19 protein-coding genes and 1 tRNA gene are annotated in these 19,180 nt (G+C 67.1%); 13 read left to right on the top strand and 7 right to left on the bottom strand.

Annotation, left to right across the window (positions count from 1 at the left end; all coding sequences use genetic code 11):
- Positions 1-37 precede the first annotated feature (37 nt).
- The 3 genes from AC3WT0_RS01925 (at position 38) to AC3WT0_RS01915 (ending at position 4,307) form a co-directional block, all read left to right on the top strand.
- Positions 38-1,231, top strand: coding sequence for an acyl-CoA dehydrogenase family protein (locus tag AC3WT0_RS01925; RefSeq protein WP_492750991.1), 1,194 nt, complete (start codon positions 38-40; stop codon positions 1,229-1,231).
- Positions 1,232-1,279: 48 nt separating this feature from the next.
- Complete coding sequence (locus tag AC3WT0_RS01920; RefSeq protein WP_492750989.1) at positions 1,280-2,419, top strand: acyl-CoA dehydrogenase family protein; 1,140 nt, start codon at positions 1,280-1,282, stop codon at positions 2,417-2,419.
- A 76-nt stretch (positions 2,420-2,495) separates the two neighbouring features.
- The gene (locus AC3WT0_RS01915) at positions 2,496-4,307 is read left to right on the top strand and encodes a gamma-glutamyltransferase family protein (RefSeq protein ID WP_492750987.1); all 1,812 of its coding nucleotides are present in this window, start codon (positions 2,496-2,498) and stop codon (positions 4,305-4,307) included.
- A 5-nt stretch (positions 4,308-4,312) separates the two neighbouring features.
- On the opposite strand, the gene AC3WT0_RS01910 is transcribed toward AC3WT0_RS01915, so the two are convergent.
- Positions 4,313-4,828 carry a hypothetical protein gene (locus AC3WT0_RS01910; protein ID WP_492750986.1) on the bottom strand — a complete coding sequence of 172 codons (516 nt, stop codon included), beginning with the start codon at positions 4,826-4,828 and terminating at the stop codon, positions 4,313-4,315.
- A gap of 83 nt (positions 4,829-4,911) precedes the next feature.
- Between AC3WT0_RS01910 and AC3WT0_RS01905 the strand changes: the two genes are divergently transcribed.
- Both AC3WT0_RS01905 and AC3WT0_RS01900 read left to right on the top strand, forming a co-directional pair.
- Positions 4,912-4,988 (top strand) — tRNA-Arg (locus AC3WT0_RS01905).
- 312 nt (positions 4,989-5,300) lie between these two features.
- Positions 5,301-6,806, top strand: a complete 1,506-nt coding sequence (locus AC3WT0_RS01900) for a PQQ-dependent sugar dehydrogenase (RefSeq protein ID WP_492750985.1) — start codon at positions 5,301-5,303, stop codon at positions 6,804-6,806.
- A 3-nt stretch (positions 6,807-6,809) separates the two neighbouring features.
- Here the strand turns inward: AC3WT0_RS01900 and rsmI are convergent, their stop codons facing one another.
- Entirely contained in the window at positions 6,810-7,649 is an 840-nt protein-coding gene (gene rsmI, locus AC3WT0_RS01895; RefSeq protein ID WP_492750984.1) for a 16S rRNA (cytidine(1402)-2'-O)-methyltransferase, read from the bottom strand.
- A gap of 12 nt (positions 7,650-7,661) precedes the next feature.
- On the opposite strand from rsmI, the gene AC3WT0_RS01890 reads away from it, so the two are divergent.
- On the top strand, positions 7,662-8,852 hold the full coding sequence (locus AC3WT0_RS01890) for a penicillin-binding protein activator (protein WP_492750983.1): 1,191 nt from the start codon (positions 7,662-7,664) through the stop codon (positions 8,850-8,852).
- 6 nt (positions 8,853-8,858) lie between these two features.
- Here AC3WT0_RS01890 and hemW read toward each other — a convergent pair whose 3' ends face one another.
- From hemW to rph, 3 genes are read right to left on the bottom strand one after another with little or no spacing between them, the layout of a single operon-like run.
- Positions 8,859-9,995, bottom strand: a complete 1,137-nt coding sequence (hemW, locus tag AC3WT0_RS01885) for a radical SAM family heme chaperone HemW (protein ID WP_492751189.1) — start codon at positions 9,993-9,995, stop codon at positions 8,859-8,861.
- On the bottom strand, positions 9,992-10,606 hold the full coding sequence (rdgB, locus tag AC3WT0_RS01880) for an RdgB/HAM1 family non-canonical purine NTP pyrophosphatase (protein ID WP_492750981.1): 615 nt from the start codon (positions 10,604-10,606) through the stop codon (positions 9,992-9,994). The genes hemW and rdgB overlap by 4 nt, the downstream gene beginning before the upstream one ends.
- Positions 10,603-11,316, bottom strand: a complete 714-nt coding sequence (gene rph / locus AC3WT0_RS01875) for a ribonuclease PH (RefSeq protein WP_492750980.1) — start codon at positions 11,314-11,316, stop codon at positions 10,603-10,605. The genes rdgB and rph overlap by 4 nt, the downstream gene beginning before the upstream one ends.
- Positions 11,317-11,418: 102 nt before the next feature.
- On the opposite strand from rph, the gene AC3WT0_RS01870 reads away from it, so the two are divergent.
- The 4 genes from AC3WT0_RS01870 (at position 11,419) to AC3WT0_RS01855 (ending at position 14,090) form a co-directional block, all read left to right on the top strand.
- Positions 11,419-11,613: a hypothetical protein gene (locus AC3WT0_RS01870; protein ID WP_492750978.1), complete on the top strand. Its 195-nt coding sequence runs from the start codon at positions 11,419-11,421 to the stop codon at positions 11,611-11,613.
- Between the two features lie 32 nt (positions 11,614-11,645).
- Positions 11,646-12,686, top strand: coding sequence for a heat-inducible transcriptional repressor HrcA (gene hrcA / locus AC3WT0_RS01865; protein WP_492750976.1), 1,041 nt, complete (start codon positions 11,646-11,648; stop codon positions 12,684-12,686).
- On the top strand, positions 12,683-13,225 hold the full coding sequence (gene grpE, locus AC3WT0_RS01860; protein ID WP_492750974.1) for a nucleotide exchange factor GrpE: 543 nt from the start codon (positions 12,683-12,685) through the stop codon (positions 13,223-13,225). Before hrcA ends, grpE begins: the two co-directional genes overlap by 4 nt.
- Before the next feature lie 142 nt (positions 13,226-13,367).
- Positions 13,368-14,090: an SIMPL domain-containing protein gene (locus tag AC3WT0_RS01855; RefSeq protein WP_492750972.1), complete on the top strand. Its 723-nt coding sequence runs from the start codon at positions 13,368-13,370 to the stop codon at positions 14,088-14,090.
- A gap of 107 nt (positions 14,091-14,197) precedes the next feature.
- Here AC3WT0_RS01855 and AC3WT0_RS01850 read toward each other — a convergent pair whose 3' ends face one another.
- Together AC3WT0_RS01850 and AC3WT0_RS01845 are read right to left on the bottom strand one after the other, a co-directional pair.
- Complete coding sequence (locus tag AC3WT0_RS01850; protein WP_492750970.1) at positions 14,198-14,701, bottom strand: vgr related protein; 504 nt, start codon at positions 14,699-14,701, stop codon at positions 14,198-14,200.
- The gene (locus tag AC3WT0_RS01845) at positions 14,667-15,101 is read right to left on the bottom strand and encodes a copper chaperone PCu(A)C (protein WP_492750968.1); all 435 of its coding nucleotides are present in this window, start codon (positions 15,099-15,101) and stop codon (positions 14,667-14,669) included. Before AC3WT0_RS01845 ends, AC3WT0_RS01850 begins: the two co-directional genes overlap by 35 nt.
- A gap of 148 nt (positions 15,102-15,249) precedes the next feature.
- Here AC3WT0_RS01845 and dnaK point away from each other — a divergent pair, with 148 nt between their 5' ends.
- The 3 genes from dnaK to AC3WT0_RS01830 all read left to right on the top strand — a co-directional run bounded on the left by dnaK (position 15,250) and on the right by AC3WT0_RS01830 (position 19,175).
- On the top strand, positions 15,250-17,157 hold the full coding sequence (gene dnaK, locus AC3WT0_RS01840; RefSeq protein ID WP_492750967.1) for a molecular chaperone DnaK: 1,908 nt from the start codon (positions 15,250-15,252) through the stop codon (positions 17,155-17,157).
- A 106-nt stretch (positions 17,158-17,263) separates the two neighbouring features.
- Entirely contained in the window at positions 17,264-18,391 is a 1,128-nt protein-coding gene (dnaJ, locus tag AC3WT0_RS01835; RefSeq protein ID WP_492750965.1) for a molecular chaperone DnaJ, read from the top strand.
- Between the two features lie 88 nt (positions 18,392-18,479).
- Positions 18,480-19,175 (top strand): RcnB family protein, encoded by a 696-nt coding sequence (locus AC3WT0_RS01830; RefSeq protein ID WP_492750964.1) that lies wholly within the window; start codon positions 18,480-18,482, stop codon positions 19,173-19,175.
- Positions 19,176-19,180: the final 5 nt, after the last annotated feature.

Below are 19,180 nucleotides of genomic sequence, written 5' to 3'. Positions count from 1 at the left end.
GGCGCTACCTAGTCGGCGATAACAAGGAGTCGGCAGGATGGACCTGAATTTCACGCCGGAGGATCTGGCATTCCAGGCGGAGGCGCGCGCCTTCATCGCCGAGAATTATCCGGCGCATTTGCGCGGCAAGCAGGATGAAGGCGAGGAGCTGGCGAAGGAGGATTTCCTGAGCTGGCACCGCGTTCTGGCCAGGAAGGGCTGGATCGCGCCGGCATGGCCCGTCGAATATGGCGGCCCCGGCTGGACGACGACCCAGCGCTATATCTGGCAGGAAGAACTGGCCCGCGCCGATGCGCTGCCCATTCTGCCTTTCGGCATCAGCATGGTCGCGCCGGTGATCTACACCTTCGGCACGCCCGAGCAGAAGGCGCGTTTCCTGCCGCGCATCCTTTCGGGCGACGACTGGTGGTGTCAGGGCTATTCGGAGCCGGGTGCGGGATCGGACCTCGCCTCGCTGCGCACCAAGGCGGTGCGTGACGGCGATCATTATATCGTCAACGGGCAGAAGACCTGGACAACGCTGGCCCAGCACGCCGACTGGGGCTTCTTCCTCGTCCGCACCGATCCCGACGCCAAGCCGCAGGAAGGTATCAGCTTCCTCCTCATCGACATGAAGTCGCCGGGCATCACCGTGCGTCCCATCATTACGCTGGGCGGCGAGCATGAAGTGAACGAAGTGTGGCTGGAGGATGTGCGCGTTCCGGTCGACCAGCGCATCTATCAGGAGAATAAGGGCTGGACCTGCGCCAAGTTCCTCCTTGCGCACGAGCGCACCGGCATTGCCGGCGTCGCGCGGTCGAAGCGCGGGATCGAGCGGATCAAGGCGATCGCCCGCACCGAGCTGGACGGGGACAAGCCGCTGCTCGCCAATCCCTTCTTCAAGCGCAAGGTCGCCGAACTCGAGGTCGACCTGACCGCGCTGGAGTTCACCGAGCTGCGCACGCTGGCCGGCGAGGCGGCGGGCAAGGGGCCGGGGCCGGAATCGAGCCTGCTCAAGATCAAGGGCACCGAGATCCAGCAGCGCATCACCGAACTCGCGCTCGAAGCGGTCGGCCATTATGGCGCGCCTTACTTCCGCGGCTTCGGCGAAGGCGACAATGCGCATCCGATCGGCCCCGACTACGCGCACCGCGCGGCGCCGACTTACTTCAACGTCCGCAAGACCAGCATCTACGGCGGGTCGAACGAAATCCAGCGCAACATCATCGCGAAGATGGTGCTGGGGCTCTGACCCCGGCGCCGTCCTTCACGCGATCAAAAACAGTTTCGAGAGGATCGAATGGACTTCACCTATACCGACACGCAGGACATGCTGCGTGACACGCTCGGCCGCTTCCTGACCGAGACGTTCGATTTCGAAACGCGGCGCAAGGTCGTGGCATCGGATGCGGGGCGCGATCCCGGCATCTGGCGCGCGCTTGCGACCGAACTCGGCATTCTCGGCGCGCCTTTTGCCGAGGTGCATGGCGGGCTCGGCGGTGACGCCGTCGATAACATGGTGGTGATGGAGAAGCTGGGCGAGTCGATCGCGATCGAGCCTTATCTCCAGACCGTGGTGATCGGCGGCGGTGCGCTGAAGGCCGTGGGCGGCGCGGTTGCCGATGCCGTGATCCCGCAGATCATCGGCGGCGATGCGATCATCGCCTTCGCCTATGCCGAGCCGCAGGGCCGCTATGACCTCGCCAATCTGCGCACGACCGCGAAGAAGGACGGTGCCGGCTGGGTGCTGAACGGGCACAAGGCCGTCGTCTATGCCGCGCCCTGGGCCACGCATCTGCTGGTCACCGCGCGCACCGGCGGCAGCCGGAGCGAGAAGGCCGGCGTCTCGCTGTTCCTGATCGATGCCAACGGGCCCGGCATTGTCCGCCGCGACTATCCTACCGTCGATGGCTTCCGCGCCTCGGAGATATTCTTCGAAAACGCCTCCATTCCCGGCGATGCGTTGCTGGGCGGCGAGGGGGCCGCGCTCCCGATCGTCGAGCAGGTGGTGGACGAGGCGATCGCGGCGGTCTGCGCAGAGGCGGTCGGCGTGACGCGCAAGCTGCATGCCGGCACGATGGACTATGCCAGGCAGCGCAAGCAGTTCGGCAAGGCGATCGCTGACTTCCAGGTGCTCCAGCACCGCATGGTCGACATGTTCCTCGAGGTGGAACAGGCCGTCAGCATGACGCTGATGACGACGCTCAAGCTGGGCCTGCCCGCTGCCGAACGTGCGGCGGCAGCGTCGCAGGCCAAGGCCAAGATCGGCAAGGCCTGCCGCTTCGTCGGGCAGAGCGCGATCCAGATCCATGGTGGCATCGGCATGACCGACGAGCTGTCGATCGGCCATTATTTCAAGCGCGCGACGATGATCGAAGGGCAGTTCGGCTCGGTCGATCATCACCTGGCGCGCTACGAGGCGCTGACGATCGCCGATTGATCGCGCGGCGGGGATGGAGCGACGGCACCATCCCCGCTAGCGTCCACCCCGAGACTCATCCTTTCGGGGGACCGCAATGCGCCGTCGCACTTTCCTTGCCACTATTCCCGCCGTCGCGATCGCCGCCGGCGCACGCGCGCAGAGCGATGCAGGCATCGCACCCGACAGGGGCAAGGTCGACAATCTCCACCGCCCCGACGTTCATGCGGGCGACCGGCCGGTCGGCGCCAGCTATGGTAGCCGATCCGCCGTCTATGGCGTGAGCGGCGCGGCGGCTTGCGCCCATCCGCGCGCGACGATGATCGCGATCGATATATTGCGCAAAGGCGGATCGGCGGTTGACGCGGCAATCGCGATGAACGCCGCGCTCGGCTTCCTCGAGCCGACCTCGAACGGCATGGGCGGCGACGTCTATGCGCTGATCTGGGATCCGAAGCTCGGCAAGCTGCAGGGGCTGGCGGGATCGGGGCACAGCCCGCGCGCGCTGACGCTTGATATCGCCCGTTCGCGCGCGAAGAACGGCGTGCTGCCGCCCGTCGGCGCGGTGAGTGTTTCGGTGCCCGGCGTGGTCGACGGCTGGTGGACGATGCACCAGCGCTATGGCCGCCTCAAATGGGCCGAACTGTTCGAGCCGGCGATTGCGCTGGCCGAGGACGGGATGCCGCTGGCTCCTGTCATCGCTTTCTACATGCAGCGCGGGATGGAGGGCTTCCGCCGCCCGGGGCGGGGAATCGAGGAAACCGCGAATGCCTTCGCCACCTATACGCCGGGCGGCAAGCTGCTCGGCGAGGGCGACGTCTTCCGCAATCCGGATCTCGCGCGGACCTTCCGCATGATCGCGGTGGGCGGGCGCGATGCCTTTTACGACGGGCCGATCGCCGACACGATCGAGCGCTATTTCAAGCGCATCGGCGGCTGGATGACGCGCGCCGATCTCGCCTCGCAACATGCCGTGTGGAGCGAGCCGCTGACGACAAGCTATCGCGGCGTCACCGTCCACGCGATCGGCGAGAATACGCAGGGGCTCGCGACGCTCCAGATGCTCAACATCCTCGAAACGTTCGACATGGGCGCCGCCGGTTTCCAGTCGGCCGAGTCGATCCACCTGCAGGCGGAGGCCAAGCGCCTCGCCTATGAGGATCGCGCCCGATATTATGCCGATCCGAAATTCGCCAAAATCCCGATCGAATGGCTCGTGTCCAAGGATTATGCCGCCCAGCGCGCCAAACTCATCCGCCGCGACCGCATTTCGACCAGCGTCAGTCCCGGTCAGGCGCCCAGCCATGGCGACACCACCTATTTCACCTGCGCCGACAAGGACGGGATGATGGTCTCGATGATCCAGTCCAACTTCCGCGGCATGGGATCGGGGCTGGTCGCCGACGGCCTCGGCTTCATGTTCCAGGATCGCGGCCAGCTTTTCTCGCTGCAGGACGGCCACCCCAACATCTACGCGCCCGGCAAGCGGCCGTTCCAGACGATTATCCCCGGATTTGCCTCGAAGGATGGCAAGCCCTGGCTCTCCTTCGGCGTGATGGGCGGCGACATGCAGCCGCAGGGCCAGACGCAGATCGTCGTCGACCGGGTCGATTACGGCCTCGACGTCCAGGCGGCCGGCGACAGCCCGCGCTGGCATCATGAGGGATCGTCGGAGGCGATGGGTGAGGACAGCGAGGATGTGAAGGCGTCGCCCACCGGACTGCTACGCCTCGAATCGGGCGTGCCGGATGCGACGCGCGCCAAACTTGTAGCAATGGGCTGGACGATCGGGAAATCGGATGGCGGCTTTGGCCGTTACCACTGCGTCGAGCGCATGGATAAGGTCGGCGGGCGCGTCTACGCCTCGGCGACGGAGATGCGCGCCGACGGGACGGCGCTGGCTTACTGACGCAGTCAGCCGAGCGGGGCAGAGACTTTCGCCAGCGTCTCGCGCTGCGTGGTTGTCTGCGCGGCGGCGCGCTCGCGGATCGTGCGCAGCGCATCGAGCCCGGCGACGCTGCCGCCGCCGATCGCGGTATCGAGCCGCGCCAGATAAAGCTCGTCGATATCCGAGAGAACCGACGAGCTCGCCTCGGCCGCGGTCTGGAGCGTCGTGAGGCCCTGTTGCGCTGCGACCCAGGCGTCGCTGCCCTGCGGCGCGCGCGCACCCTTGTCGATCGCGGTGCGGGCGACTGGCAGCGCCGCATCGAAGTCGCGCGCGCTCTGGTCGATGCGCGCGGCGAAGCTGTCGATCTGTTTCTGCAGGTCGGCGTCGGGCGCCTGGGTAGCGGGGGCGGGCTTCCCCGCCGGCTCGTCGAACGTCACCTTCTCGATCGGCCGGGGGGAGAGCGACGGCGATTGATTCGGCCCCGAGGCGCATCCGCCGAGCAGGAAAGCGACGATAAGCGAGGCGGAAAGCGCGGATTTCATGGCTCCGCTCTAGAGCGGGGGCAAAAATGTCGCAACGGGGTTGCGCGCTTCGCCCGACGCCTCTATGTGACCGCCTCCACCGCGCGCCCGTAGCTCAGCTGGATAGAGCATCAGACTACGAATCTGAGGGTCGGACGTTCGAATCGTTCCGGGCGCGCCAATTTTTCCAGAACAATCTGTAGGCTTGCCGGAGCGGCTTTTCACGCGCCGCGCTTGCCGAAGCCATGTGTCGGCCGTCGCCTTACAGGGCGATGCGTTGCGACGGCGCGATGGAGCGAGACGGGGCCGCTATGGACAGGATCGCCCATATCTTCATCTCTTGATAACCTGCCTTCCATAAATATTAACCCGCGAAATTCGTTGATAATACAACGTAATCAGGGGGTTGTGGGATATGGTTCGCGATACTCGCAAAGTTGGTTCGCTCGCGCATCGGCGCGGGGCGAGTGCCGCGTCGACTTTGGCATGTCTTTTGGCGCCGCTTTTCCTCGCGGCCTGCGGCGGGGGCGATGGCGGCAACGGCGGGGTGAACCCCACCCCGACTCCCACCCCGACTCCAACCCCCACACCGACGCCCAATGCCGCGCCGGTCTTCACGTCGGCGGCCGCCGTCAGCGTCGTCGAGAATAATGCCGCCGCCTATCAGGCGACGGCGACCGATGCGAACAATGACGCGATCAGCTTCGCGATCGCGGGCGGCGCGGACGCCGCGCTGTTCCAGATCACTTCAGCCGGATCGCTCAGCTTCCGCACCCCGCCGCTCGTCGCGCAGCCCAGGGACGCCAATGGCGACAATGTCTATGAGGTGCAGATCGGCGCGAGCGACGGCAAGGCGACGACGCTGCTCAATCTACTCGTCACCGTTACCCCGGCGGGAACGGGCTTCAAGATCGTGCGCGTCGGCACGGGCTTTACCCAGCCCACCTATGTCGGCCCGGTGCCGAACGATCCGGCGCATGTCTTCGTGGCGGAGAAAGGCGGGCGGCTCTGGTCGCTCGATACGGCGAGCGGCGCCAGGGAATTGCTGCTGACCATCCCGACTGCCGATATCTCGACCGGCGGCGAGCGCGGGCTGGTCGGCGTCGCGCCGGACCCTGGCTACCAGACGAACAAGCTGGTGCTGGTTCATGTCACCGACGCTGCCGGTGCGGTGCAGATCCGCCAGTACAAGATCGGCGACGCCAGCTATAATGGCGGGCGCGGTTTCATCCTCGTCGTCAGCACCGATCATTCGGGCGCGGACAATCATAATGGCGGCTGGATCGCCTTCGGGCCGGACGGCAATCTCTATGACGGGATGGGCGACGGCGGCACCGGCGGCAATCCGGCGCAGGACGCCAATTCGCGTCTCGGCAAGATATTGCGACTGGCGCGCAATCCCGACGCGACGGCGGCGGCTGCGACGCCCTTCGTGCCGGCGCCCGGCAACCCCTTCGCGGCCGGGGGCGGTGACCCCTATGTCTTCGCGATGGGGCTGCGCAATCCGTTTCGCGCCAGCTTCGCACCCGACAATCGCCTGATCATCGGCGACGTGGGCGAAGGCGCGCGCGAGGAAGTCGATTTCCTCCGCACCGATCAGCCCGGCCGCAACTATGGCTGGCCCTTCATGGAAGGGACGCGCGTCAATCGCACGGGCGCGCCCGCCGGGCTGATCGCGCCGGTCACCGAATATACCCATGGCAGCGGCGATTTTCAGGGCGCCAGCATCACCGGCGGGATGGTCTATCGCGGGCCGGTCGCGGCGCTGCAGGGGCAATATTTCTTCGCCGATTTCGTGAACAACAAGATCTGGTCGGTGCCCTACGCCTCGCTGGCCGAGGGGCAGATCTTCCCCGCCGAGCAATATCGGCTGCGCAATGCCGATTTCACCGCGCCCAATGGCGCGATCCGCAGCGTCGTCTCTTTCGGCGAGGATAGCGCGCGCAACATGTATATCGTCGATCTGGGCGGGCACATTTACGCAGTGCTCCCCAATTAGGCGCTAGTTGCTGGCTTTGGCCTTCATCGCCAGCGCGTAGAGCGCCTTGCGGTCGGCCCCCGTGGCCTTGGCGACCTCGCTGGCCGCCTTGGCCGGGGGCAGGCGGGTCAGCGCTTCCGACAGCGCGGCCTCGATCGTGTCGGCCGAGGCGGGGGGCGCCTCGCCGGGGGGAGCGACCACGATCACGATCTCGCCTTTGGGCGGTTGCTCGGCATAGCGATCGGCCAGTTCGGCAAGCGTGCCCGTCACGCATTGTTCGAAGCGCTTGCTGATCTCGCGCGCCACCGCCGCCTCGCGGTCGCCCAGCCCTTTGGCGAGCGTGGCGAGGCAGGCGGCAAGGCGCGGTCCCGATTCGTAGAGCACCAGCGTGGCGCGCAGCGCGGCGACTTCGGCGATTGCATCCGCACGCGCTTTCTCCTTGGGCGGCAGGAATCCCATGAACAGGAAACGGTCGGTCGGCAGCCCGGCGAGCGTCAGCGCGGCGATCGCGGCGCACGGGCCGGGAATGGTGACGATATTGTGCCCCGCGGCGCGCGCATCGCGCACCAGCTTGAAGCCCGGATCAGAAATGAGCGGCGTGCCCGCGTCCGAAACGAGCGCGATCGCCTCGTGCCCCAGCCGCGCGACGAGATCGGGGCGGACCTGATCGGCGTTATGATCATGATAGGGCATCATCGGTTTGCGGATGCCGAGATGCTGGAGCAGCTTTGCGGTGACGCGGCTATCCTCCACCGCTATCATGTCGACGCCTGCGAGCACCGCCCCGGCGCGCGCCGAAAGATCGGACAAGTTGCCGATCGGCGTGGCGACGATATAGAGGCCGGGTTCTAGGGTAGCGTTCATAAGGGGATGGTCATGGCAGAGGCACGGGCCGCGTCGCAACCGCGTCGTTTCACTTTGGCGCGAATCGCGGCGATGGGACTGGCGCTGCTGATCGCGGGTTGTTCGACGGTCGTTCCGCGCGGGCACGCGCCGACGCCGACACAAACGCCGTCCACCGCGCCGCAGGGGCCGATCGGGCCGGAGCTTCCGTCGGATCAGGAGCGCCACCGCATCGCGCTGCTCGTGCCGACCACCGGCGCCAATGCCGGCGTGGGCCAGTCGATCGCCAATGCGGTCAATCTCGCGGTTATCGATACCGGCGGCAAGCGCATCCGCGTGACCACCTATGACACCGCCACGGGCGCGGCGGCGGCGGCGCAGCGCGCCATTTCGGACGGCAATCGCCTGATCCTGGGGCCGCTGCTTGCCGAGGATGCGCGCGCCGTCGCTCCCGTCGCGCAGCGCGCGAACGTGCCGGTCATCAGCTTCTCCAACGACGCCAGCGTCGCCGGGCGGGGCACTTATATTCTGGGCTACAGCCCGGTGCAGTCGATCGAGCGCGTGGTGAGCTATGCCAAGTCGCGCGGCGTGGTGCGCTTTGCCGCGCTGATGCCCGCCGGCACCTATGGCGAGCGGGCATCGCGCGCGATGATCCGCGCGGTCGAGGATGCGGGCGGCCAGCTTGTCGCCATGCAGAGCTTCGATCGCAGCCGCACGTCGCTGTCGGCCGCGATCGCGAAGCTGCCCAAGAATGGCTATGACGGGATCATGATCGCCGACAGCGGGCGCATCGCTATTCAGGCCGTGCCGTTGATCCGCAAGGGCAGCAGCGCCTCGGCGCGCGTGCTGGGCACCGAGCTGTGGAATACCGAGACCGATCTCAATACGGCGCCGGCGATGAGCGGGGCGTGGTTCGCAAGCGTTTCGGACGGGCTCTACAAGCAGCTTGCCGCCAAATATCGCGCGCGCTTCGGCACCGCGCCCTATCGCATCGCGAGCCTCGGCTATGACGGCGTGCTGCTCGTCACGCGCATCGCGCAGGACTGGAAAGTGGGCAGCGCCTTCCCGGTCGCGCGGCTGAGCGACAGCGGCGGCTTCGCGGGCATTGACGGCGCCTTCCGCTTCGATGCGAGCGGGCAGGCCGAACGGATGCTCGTCGTCCAGCAGGTCGGCGCCGGCGGTTTCACCGTCGTGTCGCCCGCGCCCTCCAACTTCGGGAACTGAACGCGGTCAGACCGCGACGAGTTCGGCGAGGATCGAATCGAGCAACAGCATTCCGGCGGGAGTGACGCGAAGCACGCCGCCCGATCGCTCGACCAGCCCGAAGCCTTCGAGGCGCGCCGCCGCAGCGTCGTCGATCAGACGATCGACGCCGGTGCGTCGTGCGATGCGGGCGAGGTCGACGCCTTCGTCGAGGCGAAGGCCCATCAGCAGGGCTTCGGCCGCGCGTTCGGCGGGGGCGAGATCATTCTCCTCGACCATGCCGTGGCCGTTGCGGCGGACGGCGGAGAGGAAATTCTCGGGCTTGCGGTGGCGCTGCGTCGCGCGGGCGAGGCGGCGGCCATGTGCGCCGGGGCCGACGCCGAGATAATCGTCATAGCGCCAGTAGCTGAGGTTATGGCGGCTCTCGGCGCCCGGGCGTGCATGATTGGAGACTTCGTAGGCGGGCAGGCCGGCATCGGCGGTGATCGCGCGCGTCAGTTCGAACAGCGCAGCGCCATGATCGGGGTCGACGGGCGGTAGTTTGCCCTGCGCCGCGAGCGTCGCGAAGCGCGTGCCCGGCTCGATCGTCAACTGGTAGAGCGAGAGATGTTCGGTGCCGAAGGACAGGGCGCGGCGTAGTTCCGCTTCCCACGCATCGAGCGTCTGGCCGGGGCGCGCGTAGATCAGGTCGAAGCTCACGCGCCCGAAGGCGCGCTGCGCGGTTTCGAGCGCCGCCAGCCCTTCGTTCACGTCATGCGCGCGGCCGAGGAAGCCGAGCGTCTCGTCGTCGAGCGCCTGGAGACCCAGCGAAACGCGGTTGATGCCGGCGGTCGCCAGATCGTCGAAGCGCGCGGCCTCGACCGACGAGGGGTTGGCCTCCAGCGTGATCTCGATGCCTTCGGCGAAGCCCCAGTGGCGCTCGGCCGCCGCGATCAGCGCCGCGACGGTTTGGGGCGGCATCAGCGACGGCGTGCCGCCGCCGAAGAAGATCGAGGTCAGCGGCCGATCGGCGACCAGCGCGGCTTCATGCGCCAGATCGGCGAGCAGCGCTGCGCGCCATTCGGCCTCGTCCACCCCCTCGCGGACATGGCTGTTGAAGTCGCAATAGGGGCATTTGGAAACGCAGAAGGGCCAGTGGATGTAAAGGGCGAGGAGCGCGCTCAGAGCAGGGCCGCCTTCAGCCTGGCGAAGGCGTCGGCGCGGTGGCTGATCGCATGCTTCTCCGCGGGTTCGATCTCGGCGAAGGTTTCATCGCGGCCGAGGGGCTGGAAGATCGGATCATAGCCGAAACCCTTCTCGCCACGCGGGGGCCAGACGATCGTGCCGTCGACGCGGCCCTCGAAACTTTCAATATGACCGTCGGGCCAGGCGACGGCGAGGGCGCAGATGAAGTGCGCGTCGCGGCCGGTGTCGGGGCCCTTTCCTGCTAGGTTGTCATGCACAAGTCGCATGGCGAGGCCGAAGTCTTTCGTTTCGCCTGCCCAACGAGCCGAGAAAATCCCCGGATCGCCGCCCAGCGCCTCGACGCACAGGCCGCTGTCGTCGGCGAGCGCGGGGAGGCCCGAAAGATCGGCGGCGAGCCGCGCCTTCAGCTCGGCATTGGCGACGAAGGTGGTGCCCGTCTCCTCGGGCTCAGGCAGCCCAAGCGCGCCCGCCGACACCGGCTCGATCCCCGCAGGCCCCAACAATTCCGCGATCTCGCGGATCTTGCCCTTGTTGTGGCTGGCGATGACGAGCTTGCCGGGGGCGAGCTTGCGGCTGTCCTGATAGTTCATGCGACGGCCTGTTCCTGCGCGGCGAAGATCTGCGTGCAGCCCATCCGCGCGAGGCGGAGCAGGCGGAGCAGCGCTTCCTCGTCATAGGTCGCGCCTTCGGCAGTCGCCTGCGCCTCGGCGATGTTGCCATCCTCGGTCAGCACGAAATTGGCGTCGGCATGCGCGTTCGAATCCTCGATATAGTCGAGGTCGAGCACCGGATTGCCTTCATAGATGCCGCAGCTGATCGCCGCGACCTTCTGGATGATCGGGTCCTCGGTCAGCAGCCCCTGCTTGAGCAGGCCGTTGACCGCGAGGCGCAGCGCCACCCAGGCGCCGGAAATCGAGGCGGTGCGCGTGCCGCCATCGGCCTGGATCACGTCGCAATCGAGCGTGATCTGACGCTCGCCGAGCTTCTTGAGATCGACCACGGCGCGCAGCGAACGGCCGATGAGGCGCTGGATTTCCTGCGTGCGGCCGGACTGCTTGCCCTTGGCCGCCTCACGGTTGCCGCGCGTGTGCGTGGCGCGGGGCAGCATGCCATATTCGGCCGTGACCCAGCCTTCGCCCTTGCCGCGCAGCCAGGGCGGCAGGCGTTCCTCGACCGACGCGGTGACGAGCACCTTGGTGTCGCCGAAACCGATCAGCACCGATCCTTCGGCGTGGCGGGTGAAGTTGGGAGTGATGCTGATAGCCCGCATTTCGTCGGGCGCGCGGCCGGATGGGCGCATTGAGCCTGCTTCCTTATACTGGTTCGGCGCGGCCTTTACGCGCAAGCCGCGACGCTTGCCAGCCCGATCGTCGCGGGCGAGAGAGAGGGTGAGGAGATTGCGATGCGCAAAGGGCTGATGATCGCGGGGCTGGTGCTGCTGCTCGCCGGGCTGCTGTTCGCGGGGCAGGGGAGCGGGATGATCCGCTGGCCCGAATCGAGCTTCATGATCGGACGGCAGGAGTGGGTGCGCCACGGCTTCGCCTTCGTGGCGGCGGGCGTCGCGCTGATGCTGGTGTCGCGGCGCGCGCGCCGTTGAGCCGCGGCCGCGACTTTCCTACATAGGGCGACATGAACTCCCCCAACGTCATCGAGATGTCGGATCGCGCGCGCGAGGTGTTTCGCCTCGTGGTCGAATCCTATCTCGACAACGGCGCGCCGGTGGGGTCGCGGACGCTGTCCAAGTTTACGGGGCTCAACCTGTCGCCTGCCTCGATCCGCAACGTCATGCAGGATCTGGAGGAAGCGGGGCTGCTCGCTGCGCCGCATACCTCGGCCGGGCGGATGCCGACCGAGGTCGGGCTGCGCCTGTTCGTCGACGGGATGATGCAGGCGGCCGAGCCTTCGCCGGAAGAGCGCGCCGAGATCGAGCGCCGATCGGCCAATGCCGGCCCGATCGAGGAAGCGATTTCCTCCGTCACCGCCACGCTTTCGGGGCTTTCGGCCTGCGCGGGCATCGTGCTGGTGCCCAAGCATGAGCCGGTGCTGCGCCAGCTGGGTTTCGTGCCGCTGTCGCGCGGGCAGGCGATGGCCGTGCTCGTCGGGCAGGACGGCACGGTCGAGAATCGCGTGGTCGAGCTGCCCGAGGGCGTGACGTCCTCGACGCTGATCGAGGTCGGCAATTATGTGAGCGAGCGGCTTGCCGGGCTGACGCTGGCCGAGGCCGAGGCGCGGCTGGCGGCGGAGATCGGGCTGGGCCGCGCGGCGATCGACCATGCGGCGCGCGAGCTGATCGCGCGCGGGCTGGCGGTCTGGTCGGGCGATGGCGCGCGGCCGGTGCTGATCGTGCGCGGGCAGGCGAATCTGATCGACGAAAGCGCCGCCGCCGATCTGGAACGCGTCCGCCTGCTGCTCGACGAGCTTGAAGGCAAAGAGGAAATCGCCCGCCTGCTGGAGAATGCGCGCAGCGCCAGCGCCGCGCGAATCTTCATCGGATCGGAGAACAAGCTGTTCGCGCTTTCGGGATCGTCGGTGATCGCAGCACCCTATCGCGGCAGCGACGGACGCGTGCTGGGCGTGGTCGGCGTGATCGGCCCGACACGATTGAACTATGCCCGGATCGTTCCCATGGTTGACTTCACGGCGCAAACGCTTTCGAGACTGATGACATGACTGACGAAAACAAGACTGACAGCAACGTCCGCGAGGACGCACCCGAAACCACGGCGCAGGCCGATGCGGTCAATGACCGCGTGACCGAGCTCGCCGCCGAACTGGCGGAAGCCAAGGCCGCCGCGCTTTATGCGCAGGCCGAGACGCAGAATGTGCGCCGCCGCTTCGAGAAGGAAGCGCAGGATGCGCGCGCCTATGCCGCGACTTCCTTTGCGCGCGACATCCTCTCCGTCGCCGACAATCTGTCGCGCGCGCTGGATGCGATCCCCGCCGATCTGCGCGAGGACGAGAAGTTCAAGGGCCTCGTCGCCGGCATCGAGGCGACCGGGCGCGAACTGGCCAGCGTGTTCGAGCGCAACGGCATCAAGCGCATCAGCGCGCTGGGCGAGACGCTCGACCCCAACAAGCATCAGGCGATGGTCGAGATTCCGTCGGCCGACGCCGCGCCGGGCACGATCATCCAGGAAATGCAGGCCGGCTATATGATCAAGGACCGGCTGCTGCGCCCTGCGCTGGTGGCTGTCGCCAAGGCGGGCTGATTCCCCCGGGCGTATCGCGCCTTTCTTCTTTGTTCGCGCGGAGGCGCGGAGACGCGGCGTTGGTTCGGCATCGACGCCGCGCCTCATTCTCGTCGTGCTCGGAATCGCGTAGAAGGTGGCGAAGAAACGGGAGGAGAGGGCGATGAGCGGTGAGAGTGATGCGGGCAGATCGCTTCTTCGGGCTGCCATCCCCGCGCTGATCCTTGCGATCGGCCTGATCGCCGGCGGCTATCTGATGGGCAACGGGCTGGTGCGTGCGCGCCATGCCGACCGGTCGGTCGCGATGAAGGGACTGGCCGAACGCGACGTCGTCGCCGATCGCGCGACATGGACGCTCGCCTATTCGCAGACGGGAAGCGACCTCGCCTCGCTCCAGCAGGCGATCGACGCCAATACCCAGTCGATCATGAAGCTGCTCGCCGCCAACGGCTTCACGCCCGACGAGGTTCAGGTGCGCGGGCTTTCGGTCAACCAGTACACCAACAGCAACGGCGTGCTGAACATCACGGTGCGCCAGCGCATTCAGCTTCGCACCACCAAGGTCGAGGCGGCGGCCAAGGCCTTTGCGCGGCAGGCCGAGCTGGTCCGCCAGGGCGTCGCGCTCGAGGACGGATCCTCGATGGTCTACAGCTTCACCAAGCTCAACAGCATCAAGCCCGGGATGATCGCCACCGCCACCCGCGACGCGCGCGCGGCGGCCGAGCAGTTCGCCAAGGATTCGGGGGCGCAGGTCGGCGCGATCAAGGCAGCGAGCCAGGGCTATTTCTCGATCGGCGCGCGCGACGGCGACGGCGACGGATCGGCAGGGGACAGTCCCTATCAGAAAGTCCGCGTCGTCACGACGATCGACTTTTACCTGGATTGAGGGGGGTGCATCTGGGCCGTCATTGCGAGCGCAGCGAAGCAATTCAGAGCGATGCGTCCGGCACAGGCTGGATTGCGTCGCTGGGCTCGCAATGACGGGAGGCAGGCTCAGCCCGAACGATGTTTTCGGGGCGGGCCGGCGTACGCGCCGAAAGGCAGGCAGGCGGCCTCGTCGCAGGCCGGATCGATGAAGGCGCGGCGGACGATCTCGGCCTGCTGCTCGATGCCGTAGCGGGCGAAGGGCTTGCCGGGCCTGAGGCTGTAGCCATAGCGGCAGAAAGGGTGGCGCATCAGCACCAGCCACCAGCGCCCGCTGCGCTGCGCCTGCCAGACATGCGTCATCTCGTGAATGAAATGCGCCTTGAGCGATTGCGGGGCGGCGGCGAAATCGTCGCACCAGGCCGATCCTTGGGGATGGAACCAGATGTCGCCGTCGGGAGCCATGGTGACGCCGCGCGGCTGGAAGGGCCACCATTTGCGGCGGTGGAGGCGGACGCGATCATAATCGATCGCGTCGCCGAACAGCGGGCGGGCCAGCGCTCGCTCGCCCGGGGTCAGCGGCCGGCCCGGATCGCGCTTAATGGGCGGCGCCCATCGCCTTGGTGGGCGCATCGACCTGAATCTCGTTGCCGTCGGCGAAGGTGAAGATCAGCGTTATCGCCTTGCCCGCGGTGATGCCGGGATTGACGTTCCAGAACATCACATGCTTGCCGCCGGGGGCGAACTTGACCTCGCTCTTCGCCGGAATGTCGACTTCGCGGACCTGCTGCATCGACATCACGCCGTCCTGCGACGTGCTTTCGTGCATCTCCGCCTTGATCGCGACCGGGCTGGAGACCTGGATCAGCTTCGTATCGGTATCGCCGCCATGGACGGTGAAATAGGCGACCGAGGGGTTGCCGCGCACGGGAGAGAGATTGACCACCGCATTGTCGACGTAGAGCTCCGCCGGCTTCTTGTGGCAGGCGGTGGCGACGAGGGCGAGGGGAAGAAGAAACAGGGCCTTGCGCATCTTTACTCTCTCCACGGGCGTTTCGATCGGCAATCTATCGACGCGGCAATCTTGCGACAAGCGAAAGCCCCCCTATATCGCCCCCATAAGCCGGCCGGGGCGGTCGGCATCTGTCTGTATTTCTTTATGCAGGGGCATGAGGGTTAGAATGGCAAAAGTTATCGGTATCGACCTTGGCACGACAAATAGCTGCGTTGCCGTGATGGAAGGCGGCAAGCCCAAGGTCATCGAAAATGCGGAAGGCGCCCGCACCACCCCGTCGATCGTCGCCTTCGCCAAGGATGGCGAGCGCCTGATCGGCCAGCCCGCCAAGCGCCAGGCGGTCACCAATCCCGACAACACCGTGTTTGCGGTGAAGCGCCTGATCGGCCGTCGCTTCGACGATCCCGTCACCAAGAAGGACACCGAACTGGTTCCCTATCACATCGTGAAGGGCGCCAACGGCGACGCGTGGGTGCAGGCCGGCGGCAAGGATTACAGCCCGTCGCAGATCAGCGCCTTCATCCTGCAGAAGATGAAGGAAACCGCCGAAGCCTATCTGGGCGAGACGGTGACGCAGGCGGTGATCACGGTCCCCGCCTATTTCAACGACGCCCAGCGTCAGGCGACCAAGGACGCCGGCCAGATCGCGGGCCTCGAGGTGCTGCGCATCATCAACGAGCCGACGGCGGCGGCGCTGGCTTACGGCCTCGAGAAGCAGGACGGCAAGACGATCGCGGTCTATGACCTTGGCGGCGGCACGTTCGACATCTCGATCCTCGAGATCGGCGACGGCGTGTTCGAGGTGAAGTCGACCAACGGCGACACCTTCCTCGGCGGCGAGGATTTCGACACCAAGGTGGTCGAATATCTGGCGGCCGACTTCAAGAAGGCCGAAGGCATCGACCTGACGCAGGACAAGCTGGCGCTCCAGCGGCTGAAGGAAGCCGCCGAGAAGGCGAAGATCGAGCTGTCCTCGGCGCAGACGACCGAAGTCAACCTGCCCTTCATCACTGCCGACGCGACGGGGCCGAAGCACCTCGTCAAGACGATCACGCGCGCCGACCTGGAGAAGCTGGTCGAGGACCTGATCAAGCGCACGCTCGAGCCCTGCAAGAAGGCGATCGCCGATGCCGGCGTGAAGGCAGAGGATATCTCGGAAGTCGTGCTCGTCGGCGGCATGACGCGCATGCCGCGCGTCCGCGAGGTCGTGAAGCAGTTCTTCGGCAAGGAGCCGCACACCGGCGTGAACCCCGATGAGGTCGTCGCGATGGGCGCGGCCATCCAGGCGGGCGTGCTGCAGGGCGACGTCAAGGACGTGCTGCTGCTCGACGTGACCCCGCTTTCGCTGGGCATCGAGACGCTGGGCGGCGTGTTCACCCGCATGATCGACCGCAACACCACGATCCCGACCAAGAAGACGCAGACCTATTCGACTGCCGACGACAATCAGCAGGCGGTGACGATCCGTGTTTTCCAGGGCGAGCGCGAGATGGCGGCGGACAACAAGCTGCTCGGCCAGTTCGATCTGGTCGGCATCCCGCCGGCGCCGCGCGGCGTGCCGCAGATCGAGGTGACCTTCGACATCGACGCCAACGGCATCGTCAACGTCTCGGCGCGCGACAAGGGCACGGGCAAGGAGCAGCAGATCAAGATCCAGGCCTCGGGCGGGCTTTCGGACAATGACATCGACCAGATGGTCAAGGATGCCGAGCGTTTCGCCGAAGAGGACAAGAAGCGTCGCGAGGCGGCCGAGGCGAAGAACAACGCCGAAAGCCTGATCCACACGACCGAGCGTCAGCTTTCCGAGCATGGCGACAAGGTCGACGAGGCGCTCAAGAGCGAGATCGAGGCTGCGATCGCCGCCGCCAAGGCCGCAGTCGAAAGCGGCGATGCCGAGCAGATGAGCGAGAAGGCTCAGGCGCTCGCGCAGGTCGCGATGAAGCTCGGCCAGGCGATCTACGAGAAGGATCAGGCCGCCCAGGCATCGCCGGGTGCGGACGCTGGCGAAGCCCCCAAGGCCGACGACGATGTCGTCGATGCCGAGTTCTCCGAGGTCGACGAGAACAAGGGCTGATGACGGAACGGGTCTCGACTTCGCTCGACCCGAACGGATTTGAGGGTGTCTCCACCCCGCCGTTCGTCCCGGGCGAAGTCGAGGGACGTTTCCTCTCGGGGGCAGTATGAGCACCGACTTCGACTATTATGAGCTGCTGGGCGTCGAGCGCACCGCCGACGGCGGGACGATCAAGACCGCCTACCGCAAGCTCGCCATGCAATATCACCCGGACAAGACCGGCGGCCATGCCGAGTCCGAGGAGAAGTTCAAGGCGATCAACGAAGCCTATGAGTGTCTGAAGGACGCCGACAAACGCGCGGCCTATGACCGCTATGGCAAGGCGGCGTTCCAGAATGGCGGCTTCGGCGGCGGTGGTGCGGGGCCGCAGGGTTTCGAGGGATTCTCGGACATTTTCGAGAATATCTTCGGCGAGTTCATGGGCGGCGGGCGCGGGCGGCAGCAGGATTCGGCGCGGCGCGGCGCGGACCTGCGCTACGACATGGAAATCAGCCTGGAAGACGCCTTCCACGGCAAGGCGACCGAAGTCACCATCGATGTTTCGGCACCGTGCGAGCCGTGCGGCGGATCGGGCGCCAAGCCCGGCACCTCGGCCAAGGGCTGCACGATGTGCGGCGGCGCGGGCAAGGTGCGCGCGCAGCAGGGCTTCTTCGTGGTCGAGCGGACCTGCCCGACCTGCCACGGCGCGGGGCAGGTGATCGCCGATCCCTGCACCGCCTGCCGCGGCGAGGGCCGCGTCGACAAGACCAAGACGCTGAGCGTCAACATCCCCCCCGGCGTCGACGAAGGCACGCGCATCCGCCTGACCGGCGAGGGCGAGTGCGGCGCGCGCGGCGGGCCGTGCGGCGATCTCTACATCTTCCTCCACGTGGCCCGCCACAAGCTGTTCGAGCGCGACGGCACGACCCTGTTCGCGCGCGCGCCGATCAGCTTCACCACGGCGGCGCTGGGCGGCGCGATCGAGGTGCCGGGGCTCGACCGGGACGTGCACGAGATTCGCATCCCGGCCGGCATCCAGTCGGGCAAGCAGATCCGCCAGCGCGGCGCGGGCATGCCCGTGCTCAACGGGCGCGGACGCGGCGATCTGGTGATCCAGATCGAGGTCGAGACGCCGAGCAAGTTGTCGGCGCGGCAGAAGGAGCTGCTCCAGCAGTTCCGCGAGACCGAGACGGGCGAGGAATGTCCGCAGAGCCACGGTTTCTTCTCGAAGCTCAAGGGGATGTGGGGCGAATAGGCGCGGGCGGGCGGGCTCCGCTCGTCATGCTTGCGTCGATGCCTGGGGAGGCATAGCCTCGCGCCACCTGCAACAGGGTGGAGAGGTTATGAAACTGCGTCTCCTGTTTCTGACGAGCATGCTCGTCCTGCCTGACATCGCCATGGCCCAGCCCCCGGCGCCGACGCGCCCGGGGCCGGCGGTGCGGCCGGCCCCGGTCAAGCCGCCGCAAGTCGAACGGCCCAATCCCGGACCGGGGGCGAACCGCTCGCGTCCGCCGGGTTCGGGCGGTCCTTCGATTCAGCCGGTGCGTCCCGGCCGTCCGGGTGGTCCCGGTGGACCGGGCGTGCAGCCCCCGCATCCCGGCCGTCCCGGTGGTCCCGGTGGCCCCGCGATCCAGCCGCCGAGACCCGATCCCGGGCAAGGCGTCCGGCCGCCGCGCCCGCCCCGTCCGGGCGACGGGCATCGCCCACCGCCGCGTCCGGGCGACGGTCATCGTCCGCCGCCGGGTGGCGGCTGGCATCGGCCGCCGTCATGGGGCAATGGCGGACGTCCGCCCAATTTCCGCCCGATCAACCGGCCCGGCTGGCAATATCCGCCCGGCTATCGCTACCGGCGCTGGTCGATCGGCTTCCTGCTGCCGGGGCTCTTCCTGTCGTCGAGCTATTATTTCGACGACTGGAACCGTTACGGCCTGCCGCGTCCGCCGATGGGCTATCGCTGGGTGCGCTACGGTCCCGATCTGCTGCTCGTCTGGGTGGCGACCGGCCGGATCGAGGACGTGATCTACGGCGCCTTCTATTGAGGCGC

It is taken from the genome of Sphingomonas sp. EU05-FHT14C10 (genome assembly GCF_058790595.1).
Note: the sequence above shows the minus strand (reverse complement) of the source record. Positions and strands in the feature narration are given on the sequence as shown.

Excerpts from the sequence above, each read along its gene's own strand:
- AC3WT0_RS01925 (WP_492750991.1), top strand. The coding sequence starts at position 38 with ATGGACCTGAATTTCACGCCGGAGGATCTGGCATTCCAGGCGGAGGCG.
- AC3WT0_RS01920 (WP_492750989.1), top strand. The coding sequence starts at position 1,280 with ATGGACTTCACCTATACCGACACGCAGGACATGCTGCGTGACACGCTC.
- AC3WT0_RS01915 (WP_492750987.1), top strand. The coding sequence starts at position 2,496 with ATGCGCCGTCGCACTTTCCTTGCCACTATTCCCGCCGTCGCGATCGCC.
- AC3WT0_RS01910 (WP_492750986.1), bottom strand. The coding sequence starts at position 4,828 with ATGAAATCCGCGCTTTCCGCCTCGCTTATCGTCGCTTTCCTGCTCGGC.
- rsmI (WP_492750984.1), bottom strand. The coding sequence starts at position 7,649 with ATGAACGCTACCCTAGAACCCGGCCTCTATATCGTCGCCACGCCGATC.
- AC3WT0_RS01890 (WP_492750983.1), top strand. The coding sequence starts at position 7,662 with ATGGCAGAGGCACGGGCCGCGTCGCAACCGCGTCGTTTCACTTTGGCG.
- rdgB (WP_492750981.1), bottom strand. The coding sequence starts at position 10,606 with ATGAACTATCAGGACAGCCGCAAGCTCGCCCCCGGCAAGCTCGTCATC.
- rph (WP_492750980.1), bottom strand. The coding sequence starts at position 11,316 with ATGCGCCCATCCGGCCGCGCGCCCGACGAAATGCGGGCTATCAGCATC.
- AC3WT0_RS01870 (WP_492750978.1), top strand. The coding sequence starts at position 11,419 with ATGCGCAAAGGGCTGATGATCGCGGGGCTGGTGCTGCTGCTCGCCGGG.
- hrcA (WP_492750976.1), top strand. The coding sequence starts at position 11,646 with ATGAACTCCCCCAACGTCATCGAGATGTCGGATCGCGCGCGCGAGGTG.
- grpE (WP_492750974.1), top strand. The coding sequence starts at position 12,683 with ATGACTGACGAAAACAAGACTGACAGCAACGTCCGCGAGGACGCACCC.
- AC3WT0_RS01855 (WP_492750972.1), top strand. The coding sequence starts at position 13,368 with ATGAGCGGTGAGAGTGATGCGGGCAGATCGCTTCTTCGGGCTGCCATC.
- AC3WT0_RS01850 (WP_492750970.1), bottom strand. The coding sequence starts at position 14,701 with ATGCGCCCACCAAGGCGATGGGCGCCGCCCATTAAGCGCGATCCGGGC.
- AC3WT0_RS01845 (WP_492750968.1), bottom strand. The coding sequence starts at position 15,101 with ATGCGCAAGGCCCTGTTTCTTCTTCCCCTCGCCCTCGTCGCCACCGCC.
- dnaK (WP_492750967.1), top strand. The coding sequence starts at position 15,250 with ATGGCAAAAGTTATCGGTATCGACCTTGGCACGACAAATAGCTGCGTT.
- dnaJ (WP_492750965.1), top strand. The coding sequence starts at position 17,264 with ATGAGCACCGACTTCGACTATTATGAGCTGCTGGGCGTCGAGCGCACC.
- AC3WT0_RS01830 (WP_492750964.1), top strand. The coding sequence starts at position 18,480 with ATGAAACTGCGTCTCCTGTTTCTGACGAGCATGCTCGTCCTGCCTGAC.